Origin of the sequence: Streptomyces sodiiphilus, from assembly GCF_039529215.1 — a bacterium.
Taxonomy (GTDB): domain Bacteria; phylum Actinomycetota; class Actinomycetes; order Streptomycetales; family Streptomycetaceae; genus Streptomyces; species Streptomyces sodiiphilus.
Genome location: NZ_BAAAMJ010000020.1, coordinates 75,767 through 95,063, shown reverse-complemented (window position 1 = coordinate 95,063; position 19,297 = coordinate 75,767). Strand labels below are relative to the sequence as shown.

Genomic DNA, 19,297 nt, shown 5'->3' with positions numbered 1-19,297 from the left:
GCTCCACGGTCCCGGGCACGCGCCCGCCCCGGCTTGGTAGGTTGCGCAGGTGGACGACAGGGGGCAGGCACAGGTGCGCAAGAGCCGGATCACCGACATCCAGCAGTGGGTCTCCCACCGCCGGAACACCGAGCTGGCTCTGATCGTCTTCGCGATCGTCGTCGTGGTTCTCGGCCACGCCACCGCGGGACTGGCACTGTACGGCTCGGTCCCCTCCGGCCTGCCGGTCTACACCCTCGGCCTGGGCGCCACCGCCATCGCCGCGCACCTGGCCGTGCGCCGCTTCGCCCGGCATGCCGACCCGATCATCCTTCCGGTGACGGTGCTGCTGTGCGGGCTCGGGCTGGTCCTGATGGACCGGCTGGACTACTCCTACGCCCAGCGCTTCTCACCCGAGAACTACCAGTCCGCCGCGACCGCCCCCGGGCAGGCGGTGTGGACGGTCATCGGAGCCGGGCTGCTGATCGCCGTGCTGGTGCTGCTCAAGCACCACCGGGTGCTCCAGCGCTACACCTACCTGGGCATGGCCGTCGCCATGATGCTGCTGGTGGCCCCCGCCTTCTTCGGCGCCGACCAGTTCGGCGCCAAGCGCTGGATCAGCATCGGCCCGCTGTCGATGCAGCCCGGCGAGTTCGTCAAGGTCATGATCGTGGTGTTCTTCGCCAGCTACCTGATGGCCAACCGGGACGCGCTGGCCCTGGTGGGCCGCAAGGTGGCCGGGCTGTCGCTGCCGCGCGGCCGGAACGCCGGTCCGGTGCTGCTGGTGTGGGCGGTCAGCATGGCCGTCCTGATCTTCCAGCGCGACCTGGGCACCTCACTGATCTTCTTCGGCGTGTTCGTGGTGATGCTGTACATCGCCACCGAGCGCACCAGCTGGGTGATCCTCGGCACGCTGATGGCCGCCGGCGGCGCGTTCGTCGTCGGCTCCATCGAGCCGCACGTCAAGGGCCGCGTGCAGGCCTGGCTCAACCCGATGGCGATCTTCCTGCCGGAGGACCAGCGCCCGCCCGGGCTGATCTCCGAACAGTCGGCTCAGGCGCTGTTCGCCTTCGGCGAGGGCGGCCTGCTGGGCACCGGGCTGGGCCAGGGCCACTCGTACCTGATCGGCTTCGCCGGGCGCAGCGACTTCATCCTGGCCACCGTCGGCGAGGAGCTCGGCCTCATCGGCGTCACCCTGGTGCTCTTCCTGTACGTCCTGCTGATCGCGCGCGGGCTCAGCATCGCCGTGTCGGTCACCGACCCGTTCGGCAAGCTGCTGGCGGCCGGTCTCGCCGCCGTGCTGGCACTGCAGGTCTTCGTGGTGGCCGGCGGTGTCACCGGGCTCATCCCGCTCACCGGCAAGGCGCTTCCGTTCCTGGCCCAGGGCGGCTCGTCCACGGTCGCGAACTGGCTGCTGGTGGCGCTGCTGATCAAAGTGAGCGACAGCGCCGGGCAGGCCTCCACCCAGCCCGAGGGCAACGCTACGATCCTGACCCCGGTGGTCAAGGTCCCCGACGAGCCCTCCGCCCGCCCGACCGGCGGCTGACCACCGCTCCCCCTACCCGGAAGGAGCACACCCGATGAACCTCCGCGACGACGCCCGGTCCCTGGCCGGTGATCTCACCCGGCTGCGGCGTGACCTGCACGGCGTCCCCGAGCTCGGCCTGGACCTGCCCCGCACCCAGGAGGCGGTGCTGGACGCACTGGACGGGCTGCCGCTGGAGGTGTCCACCGGCCGGGGCCTCAGCTCGGTGACGGCCGTGCTGCGCGGCTCCCGGCCCGGCCCGACCGTGCTGCTGCGCGGCGACATGGACGCGCTGCCCGTCACCGAGCGCACCGGCCTGGACTACGCGGCCGCCGCCGACCGGATGCACGCCTGCGGCCACGACCTGCACACCACGATGCTGGCCGGATCGGCCCGGCTGCTGTCCGCGCACCGCGACCGGCTGGCCGGCGATGTGCTGTTCATGTTCCAGCCCGGCGAGGAGGGCTACGACGGGGCCGGGCAGATGCTGGCGGAGGGCGTGCTGGAGGCGGCCGGCGAGCGCCCGGTGGCGGCCTACGCCCTGCACGTCACCTCCGCGTTCTGGCCTTCGGGGGTGTTCTCGGCGCGCGGCGGCCCCACGATGGCGGCCTCGGACCGGCTGCTGGTGACCGTGCGCGGCGCGGGCGGGCACGGCTCGGCACCGCACCGGGCCAAGGACCCGGTGCCGGTGGCCTGCGAGATGGTCACCTCGCTGCAGACCTGGATCACCCGCACCTTCGACGTCTTCGACCCCGTGGTGCTGACCGTCGGCAGCCTGCACGCCGGCACCCAGTCGAACATCATCCCGGACACCGCGGAGTTCGCCGCGACGGTGCGCAGCTTCTCCGCGGAGGCCCGCGAACAGCTGCGGACCGGCACGGTCAGGGTGTGCGAGGGCATCGCCGCCGCCTACGGCATGGAGGTGGAGGCCCGGTTCGTCGACCAGTACCCGGTGACGGTCAACGACGACGCCGAGACCGCGTTCGCCGCCGACACCGTCCGCGAGGCGATCGGCGAGGAGCACTTCGCGCCGATGGAGCACCCGCTGCTGGGTGCGGAGGACTTCTCCCGGGTCATCGAGGAGGTGCCCGGGGCGATGGTCTTCCTTGGCGCCACCCCGCCGGACCGCGACCCGCAGACCGCGCCCTACAACCACTCGCCGCTGGCCGCGTTCGACGAGGCGGTGCTGCCCGACGGCGCGGCGCTGTACGCGGAGCTGGCCGTCCGCAGGCTCGCCGCGGCCGCCGCGGACGCGCCCGCCGCCGCCTGACTCCACCGGCAGCCTCACTCCGGACACGCCACCGCCCCGGGGCGGGCCCGGGACCTTCCGGTCCCGGCCGTGCCCCGGGGCGGTCGGCCCCTGCGGCGCGCGGTCACCAGCCGCGCATCTCGCGCTCCTCGTCCAGCGCCCGGCTGTCCCGTGCCGCCGCGCCCATCAGTTGCTGGGCGAGGTCCTGCAGGGCCCGCCCGGCCGCGAGCTCGTCGCCGATCTCCGGCACCGACGGGTCGACGGGGCTGCGGTGCGCCTCCGCCTTGCCCTCCAGCACGTTGTCACCGGTGTTCAGCACGGCCCGTGCGCTGGTGTCGCGGCCGTGCTCGGACAAGTGGATGTGCGCCGTCCACTCCTTCGCGGTCAGGTCCTCGCCCTCGGTCGTCCATGCCATGATCTCGCTCCCTTCTGCTGCTCCCCCGAGCTCTTCGGCTCCCCCGGGCCGGCCGCCGGGTGCCGCGCTAGGCGGCGTCCGACTGGTCCGAGGGATACGGCGAGGCACGGATCCGGCGGCCGGTGATCTTCCGCGGCTCGATCCTGATCCACAGGTCACGCGGCCCTCCGGCCCACGGCTCGGGCTCCGTGTCCCCGGCCTCCTCCCGCAGCGCCGCCGGGTCGGCGACGTGCCGGACGGTGCCGGCGATCAGCACGCTCCACCCCTCGCTGAAGGCGTCGTCGATCTGGTCGACCTGGAAGCCTGCCGGAGTCCCGTCCGGCGGGGCGACGACCGCGTCCGGGCGGGTGCGGTAGACGACGTCGCCGCCGATGACGGCGTAGTTCACCGGGAAGGCCGCGGGCCCGTCCGGTGTGGTCAGCGCCAGGCGCCCGATGCCGTGCCGGTCCAGCAGGCGGCGGCACTCCTCCTCGGTCAGCGAGGAGAACTCCGGGGCCCCTCCCGCCCGCCCGGGGCCGGGAGGGGCCCCGGGGCCTCCGCCGAGCAGCCGGACCACGGTGATGTCCAGGGCTCTGGCCAGCTTCACCAGCGTGCGGGCGTCCACATCGCTGGGACGCTCCTCGACGTACCGCACGTACTCGGGGGCGACGCCCGCGCGGCGGCCCAGTTCCTCGCGGCTCACGCCCATCTGTTCGCGTCTCCGGGCCAGCCTCCGGCCCACGTCCCCCGGCCGCGCGGCCGCTCCTGTCCGCCGCACCGCCGGCTTCTCCGCCCGTTCGTCGGACATCATCGGGCACCTCACATCTCGCCGGGAATTCCTGCCAGCGGAAGGCCGCATACGGGCACATCCGGGAGGTTCCGCGTACCCACGACTTCCAGGACATCACCGTAGGCCCGCTGCCGCCATCCGGGTCATGGGCCGGCCGGCCCCCGGTGCGGGCCGGTCGGACCTCGCCCGGGTCCGGGCGGAGGCATAGCGTCGGGACAGAACAGCACACGGTGGCCAGCGACCCGGAGTAGCCCGACGTGGACAGCAATCAGACCTCATCCCCGGCAGCGGAGACCGAGACGGGCCTCGGGCACGAGGAGGCCGCCGAGCGGCTCCGGCGGTACGGGCCCAACGTGCTCGCGGAGGAGACCCGCGTGCCGGTGTGGCGGCGGGTGCTGGCGCAGCTGCGCGATCCGCTGATCCTGGTGCTGATCGTGGCCGCCGCTCTCACCACGTTCACCGGCGACCTGACCGACACCGCGATCATCCTGTTCGTGATCGTGGTGAACTCGGCGGTCGGTGTCGTCCAGGAGGTACGGGCCGAGCAGGCGGTGGCCGCGCTGAAGGAGATGAGCGCGCCCACGGCGCGGGTGGTGCGCGGCGGCCAGGAGATCATGGTTCCCTCGGCCGAGGTGGTTCCCGGTGACCTGCTGCTGCTGGCCGAGGGCGACATCGTGCCCGCCGACGGCACGGTGCTGCGGGCGGTGCAGCTGCTGGTGGACGAGTCGGCCATCACCGGCGAGTCGGTGCCGGTGGACAAGGGCCCCGACGGCGGGCGCGCGCGGCGGAAGGTGTCGGCCGGCACGGTCGTCGTGCGGGGCCGGGGCCGGGTGAGCGTCACCGCCACCGGGGCGAGCAGCGCGACCGGACGGATCGCCGCGCTGCTGGGCGCCGAGGCCGGCCCGACGCCGCTGCAGCGGCGGCTGGCCCAGTTCGGCCGGGTGCTGGCCGTGGCCGCGCTGACGCTGTGCGCTCTGGTCATGGTCCTGGGGCTGCTGCGCGGCCAGCCGTGGGACGTCATGGTGGTCACCGCCATCACCCTGGCCGTCGCGGCCGTCCCCGAGTCGCTGCCCGCGGTGGTCACCCTCGCCCTGGCCCTGGGGGCGCGGCGGATGGCCGTGCGGCAGGCCATCGTGCGCCGGCTGCCGGCCGTGGAGACCCTCGGGTCGGTCACGGTGATCGCCACCGACAAGACCGGCACCCTCACCGAGGGCACCATGTCCGCCGAACGGCTGTGGACGCCCACCGGCGGGGCGGCGCGGATCACCGGCGGCGGCTACGGCCCCGACGGGCAGGTGGAGCGCCACGGCGGCGCCGTCACCGCCGCGGAGGCACCGGACCTGGCCGCCCTGCTGACCACGGCGGTGCTGTGCAACGACGCGGGCCTGCAGGCCCCGGACGCGGACCACTCCGACTGGCAGGCGCTGGGCGACCCGACCGAGGCGGCACTGCTGACCGCCGGCAGCCGGTTCGGCCTGGACCGTGCCGCGGCCGAGCGGGAGCTGCCGCGGGTGCACGAGGTGCCGTTCGACAGCCTGCGCAAGCGGATGGCCACCGTGCACCGGCGGCCCGGCGGAGGCCTGCGGGTGCTGGCCAAGGGCGCCCCGGAGGCCATGCTCGTCCCGCAGGTGCTGACCGACCCGCCCGAGGTCCTGCGCCGGGCGTCCGCGCAGGCCGAGGAGCTGGCGGCCGCCGGTTTCCGGGTGCTCGCCGTGGCGGCGGCGGACCGGCCCGGCGAGGACCCGGGAGAGGGCGCCGGGCACGCGGCGTTCGGGTCGGCGCCGGACGGCGCCCCGGACGCGGAGCGCTGGGAGAGCGGGCTGGCCCTGCTCGGCCTGGTCGCCATCCTGGACCCGCCCCGGGCTGCGGCGGCGGCCACCGTGGCCTCCTGCGTCCGGGCCGGCATCACCCCCGTCATGATCACCGGTGACCACCCCCGCACCGCGCGGGCCGTGGCCGGGCGGCTGGGCATCGTCGAGGACGGCGACGACCGGGAGGTCACCACCGGCGACCGTGTCCGGCAGGGTGACGGGGAGGCGGTGAAGGGGGTGCGGGTCTTCGCCCGCACCACCCCCGAGCAGAAGCTCGACATCGTCCAGTCGCTGCGCTCGGCGGGCCACGTGGTGGCGATGACCGGCGACGGCGTCAACGACGGCCCGGCGCTGCGCCGGGCCGACATCGGCGTGGCAATGGGCAAGCGCGGTACCGAGGTGGCCCGGCAGTCCGCGGACCTGGTGCTGGCCGACGACGACCTGGGCACCGTGGTGTCGGCCGTCGAGGAGGGCCGGCGGATCTACGCGAACGTGCGGCGGTTCCTGCTGTACGGGCTGGCCGGCGGCGCCGCGGAGATCCTGGTGATGCTCATCGGTCCAGGGCTGGGCATGGCACTGCCGCTGCTGCCCGCCCAGATCCTGTGGATCAACCTGCTCACCCACGGTCTGCCGGGCGTGGCGCTGGGCGCGGAGCCGGCGGAGCCGGACACCATGCGGCGCCCGCCCCGCCCGCCGGAGGAGAGCGTGCTCGGCGCCGGGCTGTGGACCCGCATCCTGATCATGTCCTCGCTGATCACGGCCGTGTCGCTGGCCGCCGCGGTGTGGGCGATGCACAACGGGGGCCCCTGGCAGACGATGCTCTTCCTGGTGCTGGGCGCCACCCAGCTGGGGGTGGCGCTGGGCTCCCGGGCCCGTCCGGGCACCCGCACCAACCCGTTCCTGCTCCTGGCGGTGGCCGCGGCACTGGGCCTGCAGGTGGCCGGCGTCTACCTGCCGGGCCTGCAGGAGATCCTGGGTACCGAGGCACTGCCGCTGACCGAGCTTCTGGTCGCCTGCGCCCTGTCCGCGGTCGGTTACGCGGGGATGCGCGCGATGCGCCGCTTCTACCCGGAGCGGGTGACCGCGGCCGCCGAGCAGCCCTCCGGCCAGGACACCCCAGCCACCGCCCGCGGCTGACCGTCGGGCCGGAGGCCGGAGCACCCGGCGGCCGGAGGTGAGGCCGCCGGGGCGGCTCACCGGGGCGCCGGGTGCGTTCCGCCGGGGCGGCCGGGGCTCAGCCGGAGGTGATCTCGATGTGCCGGGGCCTGGTCTCCGCGGTCTTGGGGATCTTCACCGTGAGCAGGCCGTCGGACAGGGAAGCGGCGGCGTTGTCGGTATCCGCCTGGGCGGGCAGGGTGGTGCGGTACTCGAACCGGCCGGTGCGGCGGGTGCCGCGCCGCAGCGCGCCCTCGTGTTCCCGCTCCCGGAACTCACCGCTGATGCAGATCTCCTGCTCGCCGAGCTCGATGTCGATGTCCTCGCGCCGGACACCGGGCATCTCCACCTCCATCTCGTAGGCGTTCTCGGTCTCCGTGAAGTCGGCCGGCGGCACCCAGGGGAGCTGCGCGGCGGGGGAGCTCCCCACGGCGGTCTCCAGCAGGGCCCCCATCCGTTCGAAGAGGTCGTCGAACTCCGTCAGCGGATCGCGGGCCGGCCAGCCGGCGGGCCGGTGCGCGGCCACCGGAGCCCGGTGGGCACGTCGCAGGGGAAGGGACATCACGCTCACCTCCATGGTGTGGGACACGGTCTGCGGGGCTCTCGGCCCCGGGCCCGGAGTACCCGAACAGTCCAGCCGGAACACGAAATGGAGGCATATGAGAAATATTGTCGTTCCGTCCGGTAATGACTTGGCATGCGCCGCGCATCCGCTATACTGGGAAGTGGCCAAGGACCAACGAGAGACGCGGAGAAGCGGAGTAGGACGTACCGCGCACCGCGCAATCCGGGCCCGCGAGAAGTGGGCAGGTCCTTGGCCCCGTCATGCCGGTGGCCGGCCGAGGAGGAGGTCCGTTGTCCGCGACCAGGATTCTCGACGCGTTGCCCCCCGCCCACCGGGAAGAGCTGCTGAAGCTCGCCCGGGAAGTGGTCTTCCCCGTCGGGACCCGCCTCTTCGAGGAGGGCGAGAACGCCGAGCGCTTCTGGATCATCCGTTCCGGCACCGTCTCACTGGACCTGAGTGTGCCCGGGCTGCGCGCCCCCGTCTTCGAGACCGTCGGCGAGGGAGAACTCCTGGGCTGGTCGTGGATGGTTCCCCCGCATCGCTGGCGCTTCGGCGCGCAGACCGCCGGCGAGGTCACCGCCCTGGAGTTCGACGCGGCCGCCGTCCGTGACCTGTGCGACCGGGAGCCGGAAGTCGGGGTGACCATCCTCAAAGCCGTCACCGAGGCACTGGCACACCGGCTCACCGCCGCCCGCACCCGCGTGCTGTCGGTCTACGGGGCCGGCCCCGTCTCCGCACGTCACGCCGCGGTCCGTACCCGCCCCGCACCGGTCCGGCGGCAGCCGGGCCCCTTCTGCGTCGGGGACGTGATGACCCAGCAGGTGGTCGCCGTCAACCAGTCCGCCCCGTTCAAGGTGATCACGCAGACCCTGGAGCGGTGGCGGGTCAGCGCGCTGCCGGTGATCGAGCAGAACGGCCGCGTGGTGGGCCTGGTGTCGGAGGCGGATCTGCTGCGCAAGGAGGAGTTCCACAACCGGCCTCCGAGCCTGCTCGACGAGTTCCACCACCGCGAGAACATCGGCAAGGCCCGCTCGGTCACCGCCAGGCAGCTCATGACGAGTCCCGCGGTGACCGTGCACGCCGACGCCCCCGTCGCGGAGGCCGCGCGCCTGATGGCGCGCCACGGGGTCAAGCGGCTGCCCGTCGTGGACGGCATCGGCCGGCTCACCGGCATCGTCAGCCGCAGCGACCTGCTGCAGGTCTTCGCACGGGACGACGACGAGCTCGCCGAGGACATCCGCGGCGAACTGACCGCGCTGCCCTTCCTCGACGGGGACGACCTGGAGATCCGGGTGGCCGACGGTGTCGTCACACTGCGCGGAACGATCGGCGACACCTCGCGCATCGGCCTGGTGGTGCGGCTGACCCGGTCCGTGGAGGGCGTCGTGGACGTCCTGTGCGAGCTGACCGGACGCCGCACCGGGCAGCGGCCCGAGGCGGAGCGGGCCGGCGAGAGCGGCTGACCGGGGCCCGCCGGTGATGCGCCCTCCCGCCCCTCACGGCACAGTGGAACGGGGACCGGGAACCGTCGCAGAGAAGGGCGGGCCGATGCGGCACCGCAGAGTTCATGACGTGATGACACCCGCGGTCGTGTGCGCACCTCCCGCCGCCCGGGGCCCTGAGCTGGCCCGGCTGCTGGCGGACAATCATGTCCGGGCGCTGCCGGTCGTCAGCGACGGCCGCCCGGTGGGCATGGTGACCGAGGGAGACCTGATGCGCGGCTCCAGCCGGCCCGCCGTGCCGGGCGGCCGGCCCGCCCTCCCCGGGCCCGGCACCGCCACCGCCGAGCAGCTGATGAGCACGCCCGCCGTCGTGGCGCGGCCCGACTGGAGCATCGTCCAGGCGGCCCGGGTGATGCGCCGCCACGGCGTCAAGCGCCTTCCCGTCGTGGACGCGGAGGGGCTGGTGACGGGCATCGTCAGCCGTGGCGACCTGCTGCGGGTCTTCCTGCGCCGGGATCACGCCATCGAGACGGAGATCATCCAGGACGTGCTGACCGGGACCCTGGGGCTGCCCCCCGCAACGGTGTCCGCGGACGTCCACCGCGGGCGGGTCACGCTGCGGGGGACCATCGACCGCAGAAGCATGGTGCCGGTCGTGGAACGGCTGTGCCGGGGCGTGGACGGCGTCGTGGCGGTGGCGAACCACCTGGAGTACACCCGCGACGACACGGACGCCGCCTCCCCCGCCGCCCGGTGAGCCGGTATTGCCCCCGCCGGTGAGGACTGCTCCCGCCGGTGAGGACCGCAGCCGTCAGCCGTGCGGGACGACGGCCACCGGACAGGGGGCGTGGTGCAGCGCGGCGTGCACGACCGGCCCCACCCGCAGCCCCAGGCCGCTGAGCCGGCGCCCGCCGCGCCCCACGACCAGCAGTGACGCCCCGGCGGCGGCCTCCACCAGAACCTGCGCGGCACTGCCGATGACCGGCTGCTCGATCACGTCCACATCGGGATAGGCCGTCCGCCAGGAATCCAGCGCGTTCGTCAGGCCTTCCTCCTCCGCGGCGCGCACCTCCGCCTCGATGGACGGGACCGGCGGGTAGCCGCCGACTGCGACCGGCGGCCGCCAGGCGTGCACGACGCGCAGCGGGAGCCCGCGCAGGGCGGCGGCGGAGAACGCGTGGTGCACCACCGAACGGTCCAGGTCCCCCGGGCGCTTCAGGCCCAGGACGACCTCTCTTCCCGGCTGCCCGGCCGCCCCCGCGGCCGTGTCCTGGGAGCGGACCAGGACCACCGGGCAGGTGGCCCGCGCCAGCACCTGCTGGCTCACCGAGCCGAGCAGGAACCCCGCCACCACGCCGAGGCCGCGCGAGCCCAGCACGAGGACCTCCGAGCGCACCGCCACCGACAGCAGGGCGTGGACCGGCCCGTCGGGGACGGACACGGTCTCGGTGGTCAGATCCGGGTGGGAGGCGCCCACATCCGTCTCGGCCTGCTGGAGCAGGTGCTCGGAGTGGCGGCGCTCGTCGGCCGGATCGCCGGCGATGGGCTCCATGCCGGTGGTGATGCCCCAGGCGTGCAGCAGCCGCAGCGGCCTGCCGCGCCGGCGCGCCTCGTCGGCTGCCCACTGGACAGCGGCCCTGCTCTCGGGCGAATCGTCGATGCCGACGGTGACAAGCTCGGGCATGGGGTGCCTTCCGTTCTCGGGCGGTGCCCGGCCCGCGCGGGGCCGGGGGTCACTGGGTGCGGACAACCTCGCGGGTCTCCACCGGTTCTCCTTCGAGCACCACCTTCAGGGCGGCGGTCTCGGCGGGCCGCGAGAACACCTCGTAGGCCTCGGACACCTTGCTCAGCGGGAACGTGTGGGTGACCAGTTCGGACGCCGGCAGTCTGCCGGAGGCGAGCATGGTGAGCAGCCGGGGGGTGGAGTAGGTGTCGACCAGACCGGTGGTGATCGTCAGGTTCTTGATCCACAGCTCTTCGAGGTGCAGCGTCGCGGGAGCGCCGTGCACGCCGATGTTCGCGACGTGTCCGCCGGGGCGCACCAGGCGGGTGCACAGCTCGAATGCCTCGGGGCGGCCGACGGCCTCGATCACCACGTCCGCGCCCAGGCCGCCGGTCAGATCCCCGACCAGGGCCTCCGGCTGCTCGCCGGGGACGCCGATGACGTCCGCGCCCAGCCGCTTGGCCGCCTCCAGGCGGGCCGCGGCCGGGTCCAGGACGATGATCCGCCCGGGGGAGAGCAGCCGGGCGGTGGCGATGGCGGCGAGGCCGATCGGGCCGGCGCCGACCACCACCACGGTGTCGCCCGGCCGCACATTCCCCTTGATCACACCGACCTCGTAGGAGGTGGGGAAGATGTCCGACAGCAGCACGGCGTCGACGGCGGAGACCGCGCCGGGCAGCGGGTGCACCGAGAGGTCGGCGAACGGCACCCGGACGTACTCCGCCTGGGTGCCGTCGATCAGGTGACCGAGGATCCAGCCTCCGCCGCCCAGGCACTGGCCGTAGACGCCTTCCTTGCAGTACCGGCAGCGGCCGCAGGCGGAGATGCACGAGACCAGCACCCGGTCGCCGGGCTGGACGGAACGGACGTCGCGGCCGGTCTCGACGACCTCGCCGACCGCCTCGTGCCCCAGCACCGTCCCCGGCCGCACATCGGGCACGTCACCGCCAAGGATGTGCAGGTCGGTGCCGCAGATGGTGGTGGTCCCGATCCGGATGATCGCGTCGGCCGGGTCCTGGATCCCCGGGTCGGGGACGTCCTCCCAGGACGACTGGCCCGGCCCGTGATAGACAAGCGCCTTCATGACGGTGTCCTGACTCGTGAGTATGCGGTTCCGGCCGGCCGGGTTTCGGGCCGGCGTGGCGGTCAGGGCCCGCTGTCCCGGGAACCCGGGACCGGACGGGCCGTCCCTGACCGGCCCCGCGGCGCGCGGGACCGGACTTCCTGCCGGGCCGGACGCACGCGCCGACGGGCCCGCAGGGCGGACCCGGTCGTCACGGCCTTCCGGCCTTCGCCCCTCCCAGTTCCCCTACGGGGTGATCATATACCTGGATGTGCCGTTTTCTCCTTGTTCGCCCGCGCGACCGGGCACCCGATTCCCGGGCCCGCACCGGCCCGGCCCCGGCGCCGGGCCCGCACCGAACCGGACAAGCCCGCTCCGGCGGGGGAGAGATCCCACAAACCTGGGCACGTTACCTTGAGATCACCGCCCTTCCCCGGAGGAGACCCCCTGTGAAAAGTGACCTCGGCGAGGAGAACGCGGAAGCCTACATCGCGAAGATCTGCTTCAAGACCGGCCCGCCCCGGCACACCGGAGTCGAGCTGGAATGGCTCGTCCACGACAGCGACGACCCCACCCGCGCCGTCCCTCCCGAGCACCTCGACGAAGCGCTCGCCCCCCTCGGAACCGGCGGCGGCCTCCCCCACGGCGCGACCGTCACCCGCGAACCGGGAGGCCAGATCGAGCTCAGCTCCCGCCCCGCCCCCGGAGCCGGTGCGTGCGCCGAGGCCACCGCCGCCGACCTGGCGGTGCTGCGCAAGACCCTCACCGAAGCCGGACTCACCCTCCGCGGCCACGGCCTCGACCCGTACCGCGACGTCCCGCCCCGCACCCTCGACCACCCGCGCTACCGCGCCATGGAGATCCACTACGACCGCCGCGGCCCCTGGGGCCGCAGGATGATGCGCTCCACCGCCTCCGTCCAGATCAACCTGGACGCCGGGGACACCGGCGGCGGCGTCTCCGGCTTCCGGTTCCGCTGGGAACTGGCCCACCGCATCGGCCCGGTGCTCGTCGCCGCCTTCGCCAACTCCCCCCTGTGGCGGGGCCGCCCCACCGGCTGGAAATCCGGCAGACAGCACGTGTGGGCCAACATCGACCCCGGCCGCACCCGCCCGCCGGCGACGACCGGCGACCCCCGCACCGACTGGGCCCGCTACGCACTCGACGCCCACCTGATGTGCCTGCGCCGCCCCGCGCCGGCCTCCTGGACCGCGCCCCCCGGCCTGCCCCTGCGCGCCTGGCTCGGCGACGCCCTCACCGACCGGTCGCCCTCCCACGCCGACCTCGACTACCACCTGTCCACCCTCTTCCCCCCGGTGCGCCCCCGCGGCTGGCTGGAACTGCGCATGATCGACGCCCAGGACGGCGACCACTGGCCCGTCCCCCTGATGGTCGCCTCCGCCCTCCTCGACGACCCCGTCGCCGCCGAGGCCGCCCACGAAGCGACCGCCCCCCTCACCGAGGGCGCCCCGGTGCCGCCCTGGCCGGTATGGCTGCGCGCCGCCCGGCACGGCCCGGCCGACCCTCTCATCGGCCGGGCCGCCCGCGCCTGCTTCGACGCGGCCGCCGCCGCCCTGGCACGCGGCCCGGCACCAGGCCACCTCCAGGGCCTCGTCCCGGCCTTCGCCGACCGGTACACGCTCCGCGGCCGCTGCCCGGCCGACGACCTCCTGGACGCGCATCCGGCCCCGCACGAGCCCCCGCCCCTGCTGGAAGGAGCCCCGTGATGACCACCCGCACCCCCGCGTCACCGGCCACGGACGCGTCGCCGGCCACGGAACAGCACCCCGGCCGCCCCGCCGGCCCCCGGCACGTCAAGGAACGCGCCCTGGCCGCCCTCGAAGCCGCCCGCCGCAGAACCCTCGCCCTGACCGACTGCCTCGACGAGGACGAGCTCACCGCCCAGCACTCCCCCCTGATGTCACCCCTGGTCTGGGACCTCGCCCACATCGCCAACCAGGAGGACATCTGGCTGCTGCGCGAAGCCGGCGGCCGGCCCGGGCTGCGCCCCGAACTCGACCACCTCTACGACGCGTTCCGGCACCCGCGCGCCGACCGGCCGCAACTGCCCCTGCTCTCCCCCGAAGCCGCCCGCCGCTACGCCGCGGCCGTCCGCGAACAGGCCCTCGACGTCCTCGCGGCGGCACCGGTGGACGGCAGCCCGCTGTTCGACGGCGGCTTCGTCTTCGGCATGTCCGTCCAGCACGAGCAGCAGCACGACGAGACCATGCTCGCCACCCACCAGCTCCGCAAGGGACCGGCCGTCCTCCACGCACCGGCCCCGGGCCCCGCCCCCGACACCACCACACTGCCGCGCGAAGTCCTCGTGACCGAAGGCCCCTTCACCATGGGCACCGACACCGACCCGTGGGCCCTGGACAACGAACGCCCCGCCCGCACCGTCCACCTCCCCGCCTTCTGGCTGGACACCACCCCCGTCACCAACGCCGCCTACCAGGAGTTCATCGACGACGGCGGCTACACCGACCCCCGGTGGTGGACACCGGCCGGCCGGGAACACGTCGAACGCACCGGCATCTCCGCCCCGCTGTTCTGGCGGCGGGAGGGCGGCACCTGGCTGCGCCGCCGCTTCGGCCGCACCGAGGCCGTGCCGCCCGACGAGCCCGTCATGCACGTCTGCTGGTACGAGGCCGACGCCTACGCCCGCTGGGCCGGACGGCGCCTGCCGACCGAGGCCGAATGGGAGAAGGCCGCCCGCCACGACCCCGCGACCGGCCGCAGCCGCCCCTACCCCTGGGGCACCGACGGCCCCACCCCCGCGCACGCCAACCTCGGGCAGCGCCACCTCCAGCCCTCCCCCGCCGGCTCCCACCCCGCCGGAGCCGCCCCCTGCGGCGCCCGGCAGCTCCTCGGCGACGTCTGGGAATGGACCTCCTCCGACTTCACCGGATACCCCGGGTTCGCCGCCTTCCCCTACCGCGAGTACTCCGAGGTCTTCTTCGGCCCCGACCACAAAGTGCTGCGCGGCGGGTCCTTCGGCACCGGCCCCGCCGCCTGCCGGTCCACGTTCCGCAACTGGGACTACCCCATCCGGCGCCAGATCTTCGCCGGCTTCCGCACCGCCCGCGACGCCGGCCCGTCCGAAACGAGGACCACCGCCTGATGTGCCGCCACCTCGCCCGCCTCGGACCGCCCGTCACCCTCGCCGAACTCATCCTCGACCCGCCCCACAGCCTCTACCGGCAGTCCTGGCAGCCCGGCCACCAGCGCCACGGCACCGTCAACGCCGACGGCTTCGGCATCGGCTGGTACCCGCCCGACGGTGAACCCCCGCTGCGCTACCGGCGGTCCGTGCCGATCTGGGCGGACAGCAACCTGCCCGACCTGGCCCGCAGCCTCACCGGCGGCGCCGTCCTCGCCGCCGTGCGCGACGCCACCCCCGGCACCAGCCAGGACGAGACCGCCTGCGCCCCCTACCGCACCGGGCGGTGGCTGTTCAGCCACAACGGCGCCGTCCCCGACTGGCGGCACCTGCCCGACGACCTCGGCGCCCTCCTGCCCTCCGCCGTCCTGCTCGGCCTGGAGGCCCACTGCGACTCCGCCGTGCTGTGGGCCCTCCTCCACCGGCGCCTGGCCGACGGCGAACCACCCGACGAGGCGGTCGCCGCCACCGTCCTGGAGATCGCCGCCGTGCGGCCCACCGCCCGCCTCAACCTGCTGCTCACCGACGGCCTCACCATCGTCGCCAGCCGCTGGGGAGACAGCCTGTGGTACCGCTCCAATGGAGAACTGTCCGAGGTCGCCTCCGAACCGGCCGATGCCACCCCGGACTGGCACGAGGTCCCCGACCGCTCCCTGCTGCTGGCCACCCGCACCGCCGTCCGCCACACGCCCCTGACCCCGGCCGAAAGGACCCTCACCGCATGACCGGCCGCTTCACCCTCACCCACCGGCTGACCGGGAACCACGCGAGCACCTCCCTGCGCACCGACGTCCTCACCGGCCTGGCCTCCCGCCCCCGGACGCTGCCCCCCAAGTGGTTCTACGACGCCCGCGGCAGCGCCCTGTTCGAGGAGATCACCAGGCTCCCCGAGTACTACCCGACCCGCACCGAACGCGAGATCCTGGCCGCCCGGGCCCCCGAGATCGCCGCCGCCACCGGCGCCCGCACCCTCGTCGAACTCGGCTCCGGGGCCTCGGAGAAGACCCGCCTGCTGCTCGACGCCCTGCGGGACGCCGGCACCCTGCGCGGCTACGTGCCCGTCGACGTCAGCGACAGCGCGCTGCGCCGGAGCGCCCACCGCCTGCGCGTCGACTACCCGGACCTGGACGTGCACGCCGTCGTCGCCGACTTCGGACAGCACCTGGGCATGAGCGGCAGCGAGGCCCCCCGCGTGCTCGCCTTCCTCGGCTCCACCATCGGCAACCTGCTGCCCGCCGAGCGCTCCGCCTTCCTGCGACGGGCGCGGGAGGAACTGGAGCCGGGCGACACCCTGCTGCTCGGCACCGACCTGGTCAAGGACCCGGGCACCCTCGTCGCCGCCTACGACGACCCGGCCGGGGTCACCGCCGAGTTCAACAGGAACGTGCTGGCCGTCCTCAACCGCGAACTCGGCGCCGACTTCGACCTCGGGGCGTTCGAGCACGTCGCCCGGTGGAACGCCGAGAAGGAGTGGATCGAGATGCGGCTGCGGGCCACCCGCGAGCTCACCGTCAAGATCCCGGCCGTGGACCTCGTCGTCTCCTTCGAGCGCGGCGAGGAACTGCTCACCGAGGTCTCCGCCAAGTTCCGCCCGGAAACAGTCCGCGCCGAACTCGCAGACGCCGGCCTGGCGGCCACCCACTGCTGGACCGACCCCGCCGACCACTTCGCCCTCTGGCTCGCCACCCCGGTCCCGGCCCCTGTTCCCTCCCCCAACCCCGGCCACCCGGCCCCCGCCTGACGGCCCTCCGGCCACCCCTCCCGGGCAGCGACCACCCACCCGCTGCCCGGGAGGGGACACCCACCGCTCACCCACTCCCCCCTTATCCCCCCACTCCCCACTTATCCCCCCACCCGCCCCTGTCCCTCCCACTCACCGATGTTCGGGATTCTCCTGCCCCGGGTGACACCCCGCGTCCCACTCCGTGCGCTGGTTGCCGTACGCCGGGAAGCCGCCCGCGTCCCTCAGCAGCCGGGCCATGTGCAGCAGGTTCCAGGTCATGAAGTGGGTGTTGCGAGTGGTGAAGTCGTTCTCCGGGCCGCCGGAGTCCGGGTCGAGGTAGGACGGGCCGGGCCCGGCCTCCCCCACCCACGCGGCGTCCGCCTGCGGCGGGATCGCGTAGCCGAGGTGCTGGAGCGAGTAGATGACGTCCATCGCGCAGTGCTTGGCACCGTCCTCGTTGCCGGTGATCAGACAGCCCCCGGCCCGCCCGTAGTACGCGTACTGCCCCTGCTCGTTCAGCACACTGGAGCAGGCGTACAGCCGCTCGATGACCCGCTTCATCACCGAGCTGTTGTCCCCCAGCCAGACGGGACCGGCCAGCACCAGGATGTCGGCGTCCATCACCCGCGGATACAGCACCGGCCACTCGTCATGCGCGGCGCCGTACTCGGTCATGTCCGGATAGACGCCGGGCGCCAGGTCGTGATCGACGGCCCGCAGCTCGTCCACCGTCACCCCCTGGCTCTGCATCACTCCCCGGCTGATGTCGATCAGCCCCTGGGTGTTGCTCTTCTCCGGCGACGGCTTCAGCGTGCAGTTGACGAACAGGGCACGCAGATCGTCGTAGCGCGCGGGGGCACCACGGGAGGACTCGGTCACGGCACACTCCTCACATCCGGCCCGGCCGGCCCGGGCCCGGCCACTCCCACCAGCCTGACCACCCACCCGCCCCCACGACGCCACGCCACCCCCACCACCCCCCGATTCACCCAACCGCCCCACCCTCTCCCTCTCCCGTCGACCGCCCCGACACATCCATCCGGCAGCCGCGACCCACCGGCTTCCCCGCACCCACAACGCCACCTACCACACCCCGGCACACCCCCGAGCCGCGATCCGATACCCTGTGTGGGGCCGCTCTCCACTCGCGGTCCCACAGGACGTGCCGTACCGGACGAGACTCCGCCGCCAGGCGCTCCCCGTCCGACCCGGACACGCCTCCGTAGCTCAGGGGATAGAGCACCGCTCTCCTAAAGCGGGTGTCGCAGGTTCGAATCCTGCCGGGGGCACAGTGCGTAACCGCTGGTCACAGGTCAGTTGATCACTGCCCGTTCGGGGAAGCCCGGGCGGGCAGTACGTGACTGGAAGGTGAGGAGGACGGCACGGCATCAGCGGAGTGGAACGTGACCACAGGTGCCGCTTACAGCGTCTCTTCCCATGGATTGATCACCAGGGCTCCGGTCCGGGCCATGTGCTTGATATTCCGGGTGACTACGGTCCAGCCGTTGGCCAGGGCGGTAGCGGCGATCAAGGCATCCGGTGGGTCGATGCCGGCACCGGCGGCCTTGAGCGTCTTGTGGACCGCCAGGTAGGCGGCTGCTTCCGGCGCGCCGACCGACGCGACGCGGTCGTGGTACTCGTGCCGTACCGCGGCGAGCGCTCGGGCGTAGCGGGCCTGTCGCACGGGATCCGGAGTGGCGGCCACCCCTGCCTCGATCTCGGCAACGGTGATCACGCTCAGAAAGCGGTTGGGCTTGGCTGTGGACCGGAACCAGGTCATGACGCGTGGGTCCGGCCGCGCCCGGGTGGTGAGTTCGGCGACGACGTTGGTGTCGAGCAGGTAGATCACTCGGTGTCCGTCTGTTCGTCGTAGGAGCGGGCACCGAACTCCAGCCCTTCGAAGGGGGCCGAGAACAGGAACTCCTCGAAGCCGTCGTTGCTCAGCGTCACCCAACGGTGGAGCATCGCGGGCAGCGCCTCGATCTCCGTATCGGCGAGTTCCGTGTCGAAGTGCCGACGCTGGTCCTCGGGCAAGGACTCCCGGATGTCACGGATGGTCCGCAGCGGATGTGACGACTGGGACGGCAGGTGAGGCCCACTGCTGGGAGCTGTGGTCATCGGCATCCCCTCCGCACTGGTCGGGTGGCGTAGCACTGTCGACACCAGGCTACGGGTTTCCGCCCGCTCACTCACAGTTTTGCGGCTGGAGGTGGGCATCCGCCCGGGTTCGGGGTCCATCTTCAGCGAGGTGGTTGCCCGGAACAGATGTGGCGCACAAGAAGACGGCAAGCCTTGCGAACGCGAGAACGTGGAGTGGGACCAGACGCCTCGCGATCAACATCTCCGCAGGTCACAGCCCCGTTCAAGGCGAACCCCTACAGGGGATGTCGCAGGTTCGAATCCTGCCGGGGCACCAGCCAAAACGGCCCGGACCGATCATGGTCCGGGCCGTTCTGACGGCAACGTTTGACGGCAGTCGCCTCTCAGGCGGTCGGTCCGCGTCGTCTGAGCAGGCGTTCCATGTGGCTGATCGCCTTCCGCTGGGTGTCGTGCACGACGTGTGTGTACATGTCCATCGTGATGCTGACCTGCTCCGAGGCACGAATCCCAGAGCAGTCGCGGACAGTCCGGTGACATCTTCGAGAGCCAGTCGAGTAGCTGATTTGGGCCATGTGACCCGGCCCGCCTTCGAGGCCCGCCACGCCGGTGGCGCCA

Annotated in this window: 17 protein-coding genes, 2 tRNA genes and 1 pseudogene; 11 read left to right on the top strand and 9 right to left on the bottom strand. The window is 73.4% G+C overall.

Annotation, left to right across the window (positions count from 1 at the left end):
* Positions 1–88 precede the first annotated feature (88 nt).
* Positions 89–1,525, top strand: coding sequence for an FtsW/RodA/SpoVE family cell cycle protein (locus tag ABD299_RS11540; RefSeq protein WP_344261237.1), 1,437 nt, complete (start codon positions 89–91; stop codon positions 1,523–1,525).
* A gap of 34 nt (positions 1,526–1,559) precedes the next feature.
* Positions 1,560–2,774 carry a M20 metallopeptidase family protein gene (locus tag ABD299_RS11535; protein ID WP_344261181.1) on the top strand — a complete coding sequence of 405 codons (1,215 nt, stop codon included), beginning with the start codon at positions 1,560–1,562 and terminating at the stop codon, positions 2,772–2,774.
* Positions 2,775–2,877: 103 nt separating this feature from the next.
* Here ABD299_RS11535 and ABD299_RS11530 read toward each other — a convergent pair whose 3' ends face one another.
* Both ABD299_RS11530 and ABD299_RS11525 read right to left on the bottom strand, forming a co-directional pair.
* Entirely contained in the window at positions 2,878–3,168 is a 291-nt protein-coding gene (locus ABD299_RS11530; protein WP_344261179.1) for a dsRBD fold-containing protein, read from the bottom strand.
* Between the two features lie 67 nt (positions 3,169–3,235).
* On the bottom strand, positions 3,236–3,955 hold the full coding sequence (locus ABD299_RS11525) for a helix-turn-helix domain-containing protein (RefSeq protein WP_344261177.1): 720 nt from the start codon (positions 3,953–3,955) through the stop codon (positions 3,236–3,238).
* A gap of 239 nt (positions 3,956–4,194) precedes the next feature.
* On the opposite strand from ABD299_RS11525, the gene ABD299_RS11520 reads away from it, so the two are divergent.
* Positions 4,195–6,885, top strand: coding sequence for a cation-translocating P-type ATPase (locus ABD299_RS11520; protein WP_344261175.1), 2,691 nt, complete (start codon positions 4,195–4,197; stop codon positions 6,883–6,885).
* Positions 6,886–6,982: 97 nt separating this feature from the next.
* Here the strand turns inward: ABD299_RS11520 and ABD299_RS11515 are convergent, their stop codons facing one another.
* The gene (locus ABD299_RS11515; RefSeq protein ID WP_344261234.1) at positions 6,983–7,465 is read right to left on the bottom strand and encodes an Hsp20/alpha crystallin family protein; all 483 of its coding nucleotides are present in this window, start codon (positions 7,463–7,465) and stop codon (positions 6,983–6,985) included.
* Positions 7,466–7,758: 293 nt separating this feature from the next.
* Between ABD299_RS11515 and ABD299_RS11510 the strand changes: the two genes are divergently transcribed.
* Positions 7,759–8,931: a CBS domain-containing protein gene (locus ABD299_RS11510; protein ID WP_344261173.1), complete on the top strand. Its 1,173-nt coding sequence runs from the start codon at positions 7,759–7,761 to the stop codon at positions 8,929–8,931.
* An 85-nt stretch (positions 8,932–9,016) separates the two neighbouring features.
* The gene (locus tag ABD299_RS11505; RefSeq protein WP_344261171.1) at positions 9,017–9,667 is read left to right on the top strand and encodes a CBS domain-containing protein; all 651 of its coding nucleotides are present in this window, start codon (positions 9,017–9,019) and stop codon (positions 9,665–9,667) included.
* A 54-nt stretch (positions 9,668–9,721) separates the two neighbouring features.
* Here the strand turns inward: ABD299_RS11505 and ABD299_RS11500 are convergent, their stop codons facing one another.
* Both ABD299_RS11500 and ABD299_RS11495 read right to left on the bottom strand, forming a co-directional pair.
* Positions 9,722–10,594: a universal stress protein gene (locus ABD299_RS11500; RefSeq protein ID WP_344261169.1), complete on the bottom strand. Its 873-nt coding sequence runs from the start codon at positions 10,592–10,594 to the stop codon at positions 9,722–9,724.
* 49 nt (positions 10,595–10,643) lie between these two features.
* On the bottom strand, positions 10,644–11,717 hold the full coding sequence (locus ABD299_RS11495; RefSeq protein WP_344261167.1) for a zinc-dependent alcohol dehydrogenase family protein: 1,074 nt from the start codon (positions 11,715–11,717) through the stop codon (positions 10,644–10,646).
* A 428-nt stretch (positions 11,718–12,145) separates the two neighbouring features.
* Between ABD299_RS11495 and egtA the strand changes: the two genes are divergently transcribed.
* Genes egtA through egtD form a run of 4 tightly spaced genes read left to right on the top strand, consistent with a single transcriptional unit; the run spans position 12,146 to position 16,600 of the window.
* On the top strand, positions 12,146–13,423 hold the full coding sequence (gene egtA, locus ABD299_RS11490) for an ergothioneine biosynthesis glutamate--cysteine ligase EgtA (RefSeq protein ID WP_344261165.1): 1,278 nt from the start codon (positions 12,146–12,148) through the stop codon (positions 13,421–13,423).
* On the top strand, positions 13,423–14,820 hold the full coding sequence (gene egtB / locus ABD299_RS11485) for an ergothioneine biosynthesis protein EgtB (protein ID WP_344261163.1): 1,398 nt from the start codon (positions 13,423–13,425) through the stop codon (positions 14,818–14,820). The genes egtA and egtB overlap by 1 nt, the downstream gene beginning before the upstream one ends.
* A complete protein-coding gene (egtC, locus tag ABD299_RS11480; RefSeq protein ID WP_344261161.1) occupies positions 14,820–15,584 on the top strand; it encodes an ergothioneine biosynthesis protein EgtC in 765 nt (254 codons plus the stop codon). Before egtB ends, egtC begins: the two co-directional genes overlap by 1 nt.
* Complete coding sequence (gene egtD / locus ABD299_RS11475) at positions 15,581–16,600, top strand: L-histidine N(alpha)-methyltransferase (protein ID WP_344261159.1); 1,020 nt, start codon at positions 15,581–15,583, stop codon at positions 16,598–16,600. Before egtC ends, egtD begins: the two co-directional genes overlap by 4 nt.
* Positions 16,601–16,732: 132 nt before the next feature.
* On the opposite strand, the gene ABD299_RS11470 is transcribed toward egtD, so the two are convergent.
* Positions 16,733–17,461, bottom strand: a complete 729-nt coding sequence (locus tag ABD299_RS11470) for a flavodoxin family protein (RefSeq protein WP_344261157.1) — start codon at positions 17,459–17,461, stop codon at positions 16,733–16,735.
* 337 nt (positions 17,462–17,798) lie between these two features.
* Between ABD299_RS11470 and ABD299_RS11465 the strand changes: the two genes are divergently transcribed.
* Positions 17,799–17,871 (top strand) — tRNA-Arg (locus ABD299_RS11465).
* A 131-nt stretch (positions 17,872–18,002) separates the two neighbouring features.
* Here the strand turns inward: ABD299_RS11465 and ABD299_RS11460 are convergent.
* Together ABD299_RS11460 and ABD299_RS11455 are read right to left on the bottom strand one after the other, a co-directional pair.
* A complete protein-coding gene (locus ABD299_RS11460) occupies positions 18,003–18,431 on the bottom strand; it encodes a type II toxin-antitoxin system VapC family toxin (RefSeq protein WP_344261155.1) in 429 nt (142 codons plus the stop codon).
* Positions 18,428–18,700: a hypothetical protein gene (locus ABD299_RS11455; RefSeq protein ID WP_344261153.1), complete on the bottom strand. Its 273-nt coding sequence runs from the start codon at positions 18,698–18,700 to the stop codon at positions 18,428–18,430. Before ABD299_RS11455 ends, ABD299_RS11460 begins: the two co-directional genes overlap by 4 nt.
* A 237-nt stretch (positions 18,701–18,937) precedes the next feature.
* On the opposite strand from ABD299_RS11455, the gene ABD299_RS11450 reads away from it, so the two are divergent.
* Positions 18,938–18,998, top strand: a tRNA-Cys gene (locus tag ABD299_RS11450).
* Between the two features lie 67 nt (positions 18,999–19,065).
* Here ABD299_RS11450 and ABD299_RS25140 read toward each other — a convergent pair.
* A pseudogene (locus tag ABD299_RS25140) lies at positions 19,066–19,173 on the bottom strand (tyrosine-type recombinase/integrase); the annotation flags it as partial.
* Between the last annotated feature and the right edge of the window lie 124 nt (positions 19,174–19,297).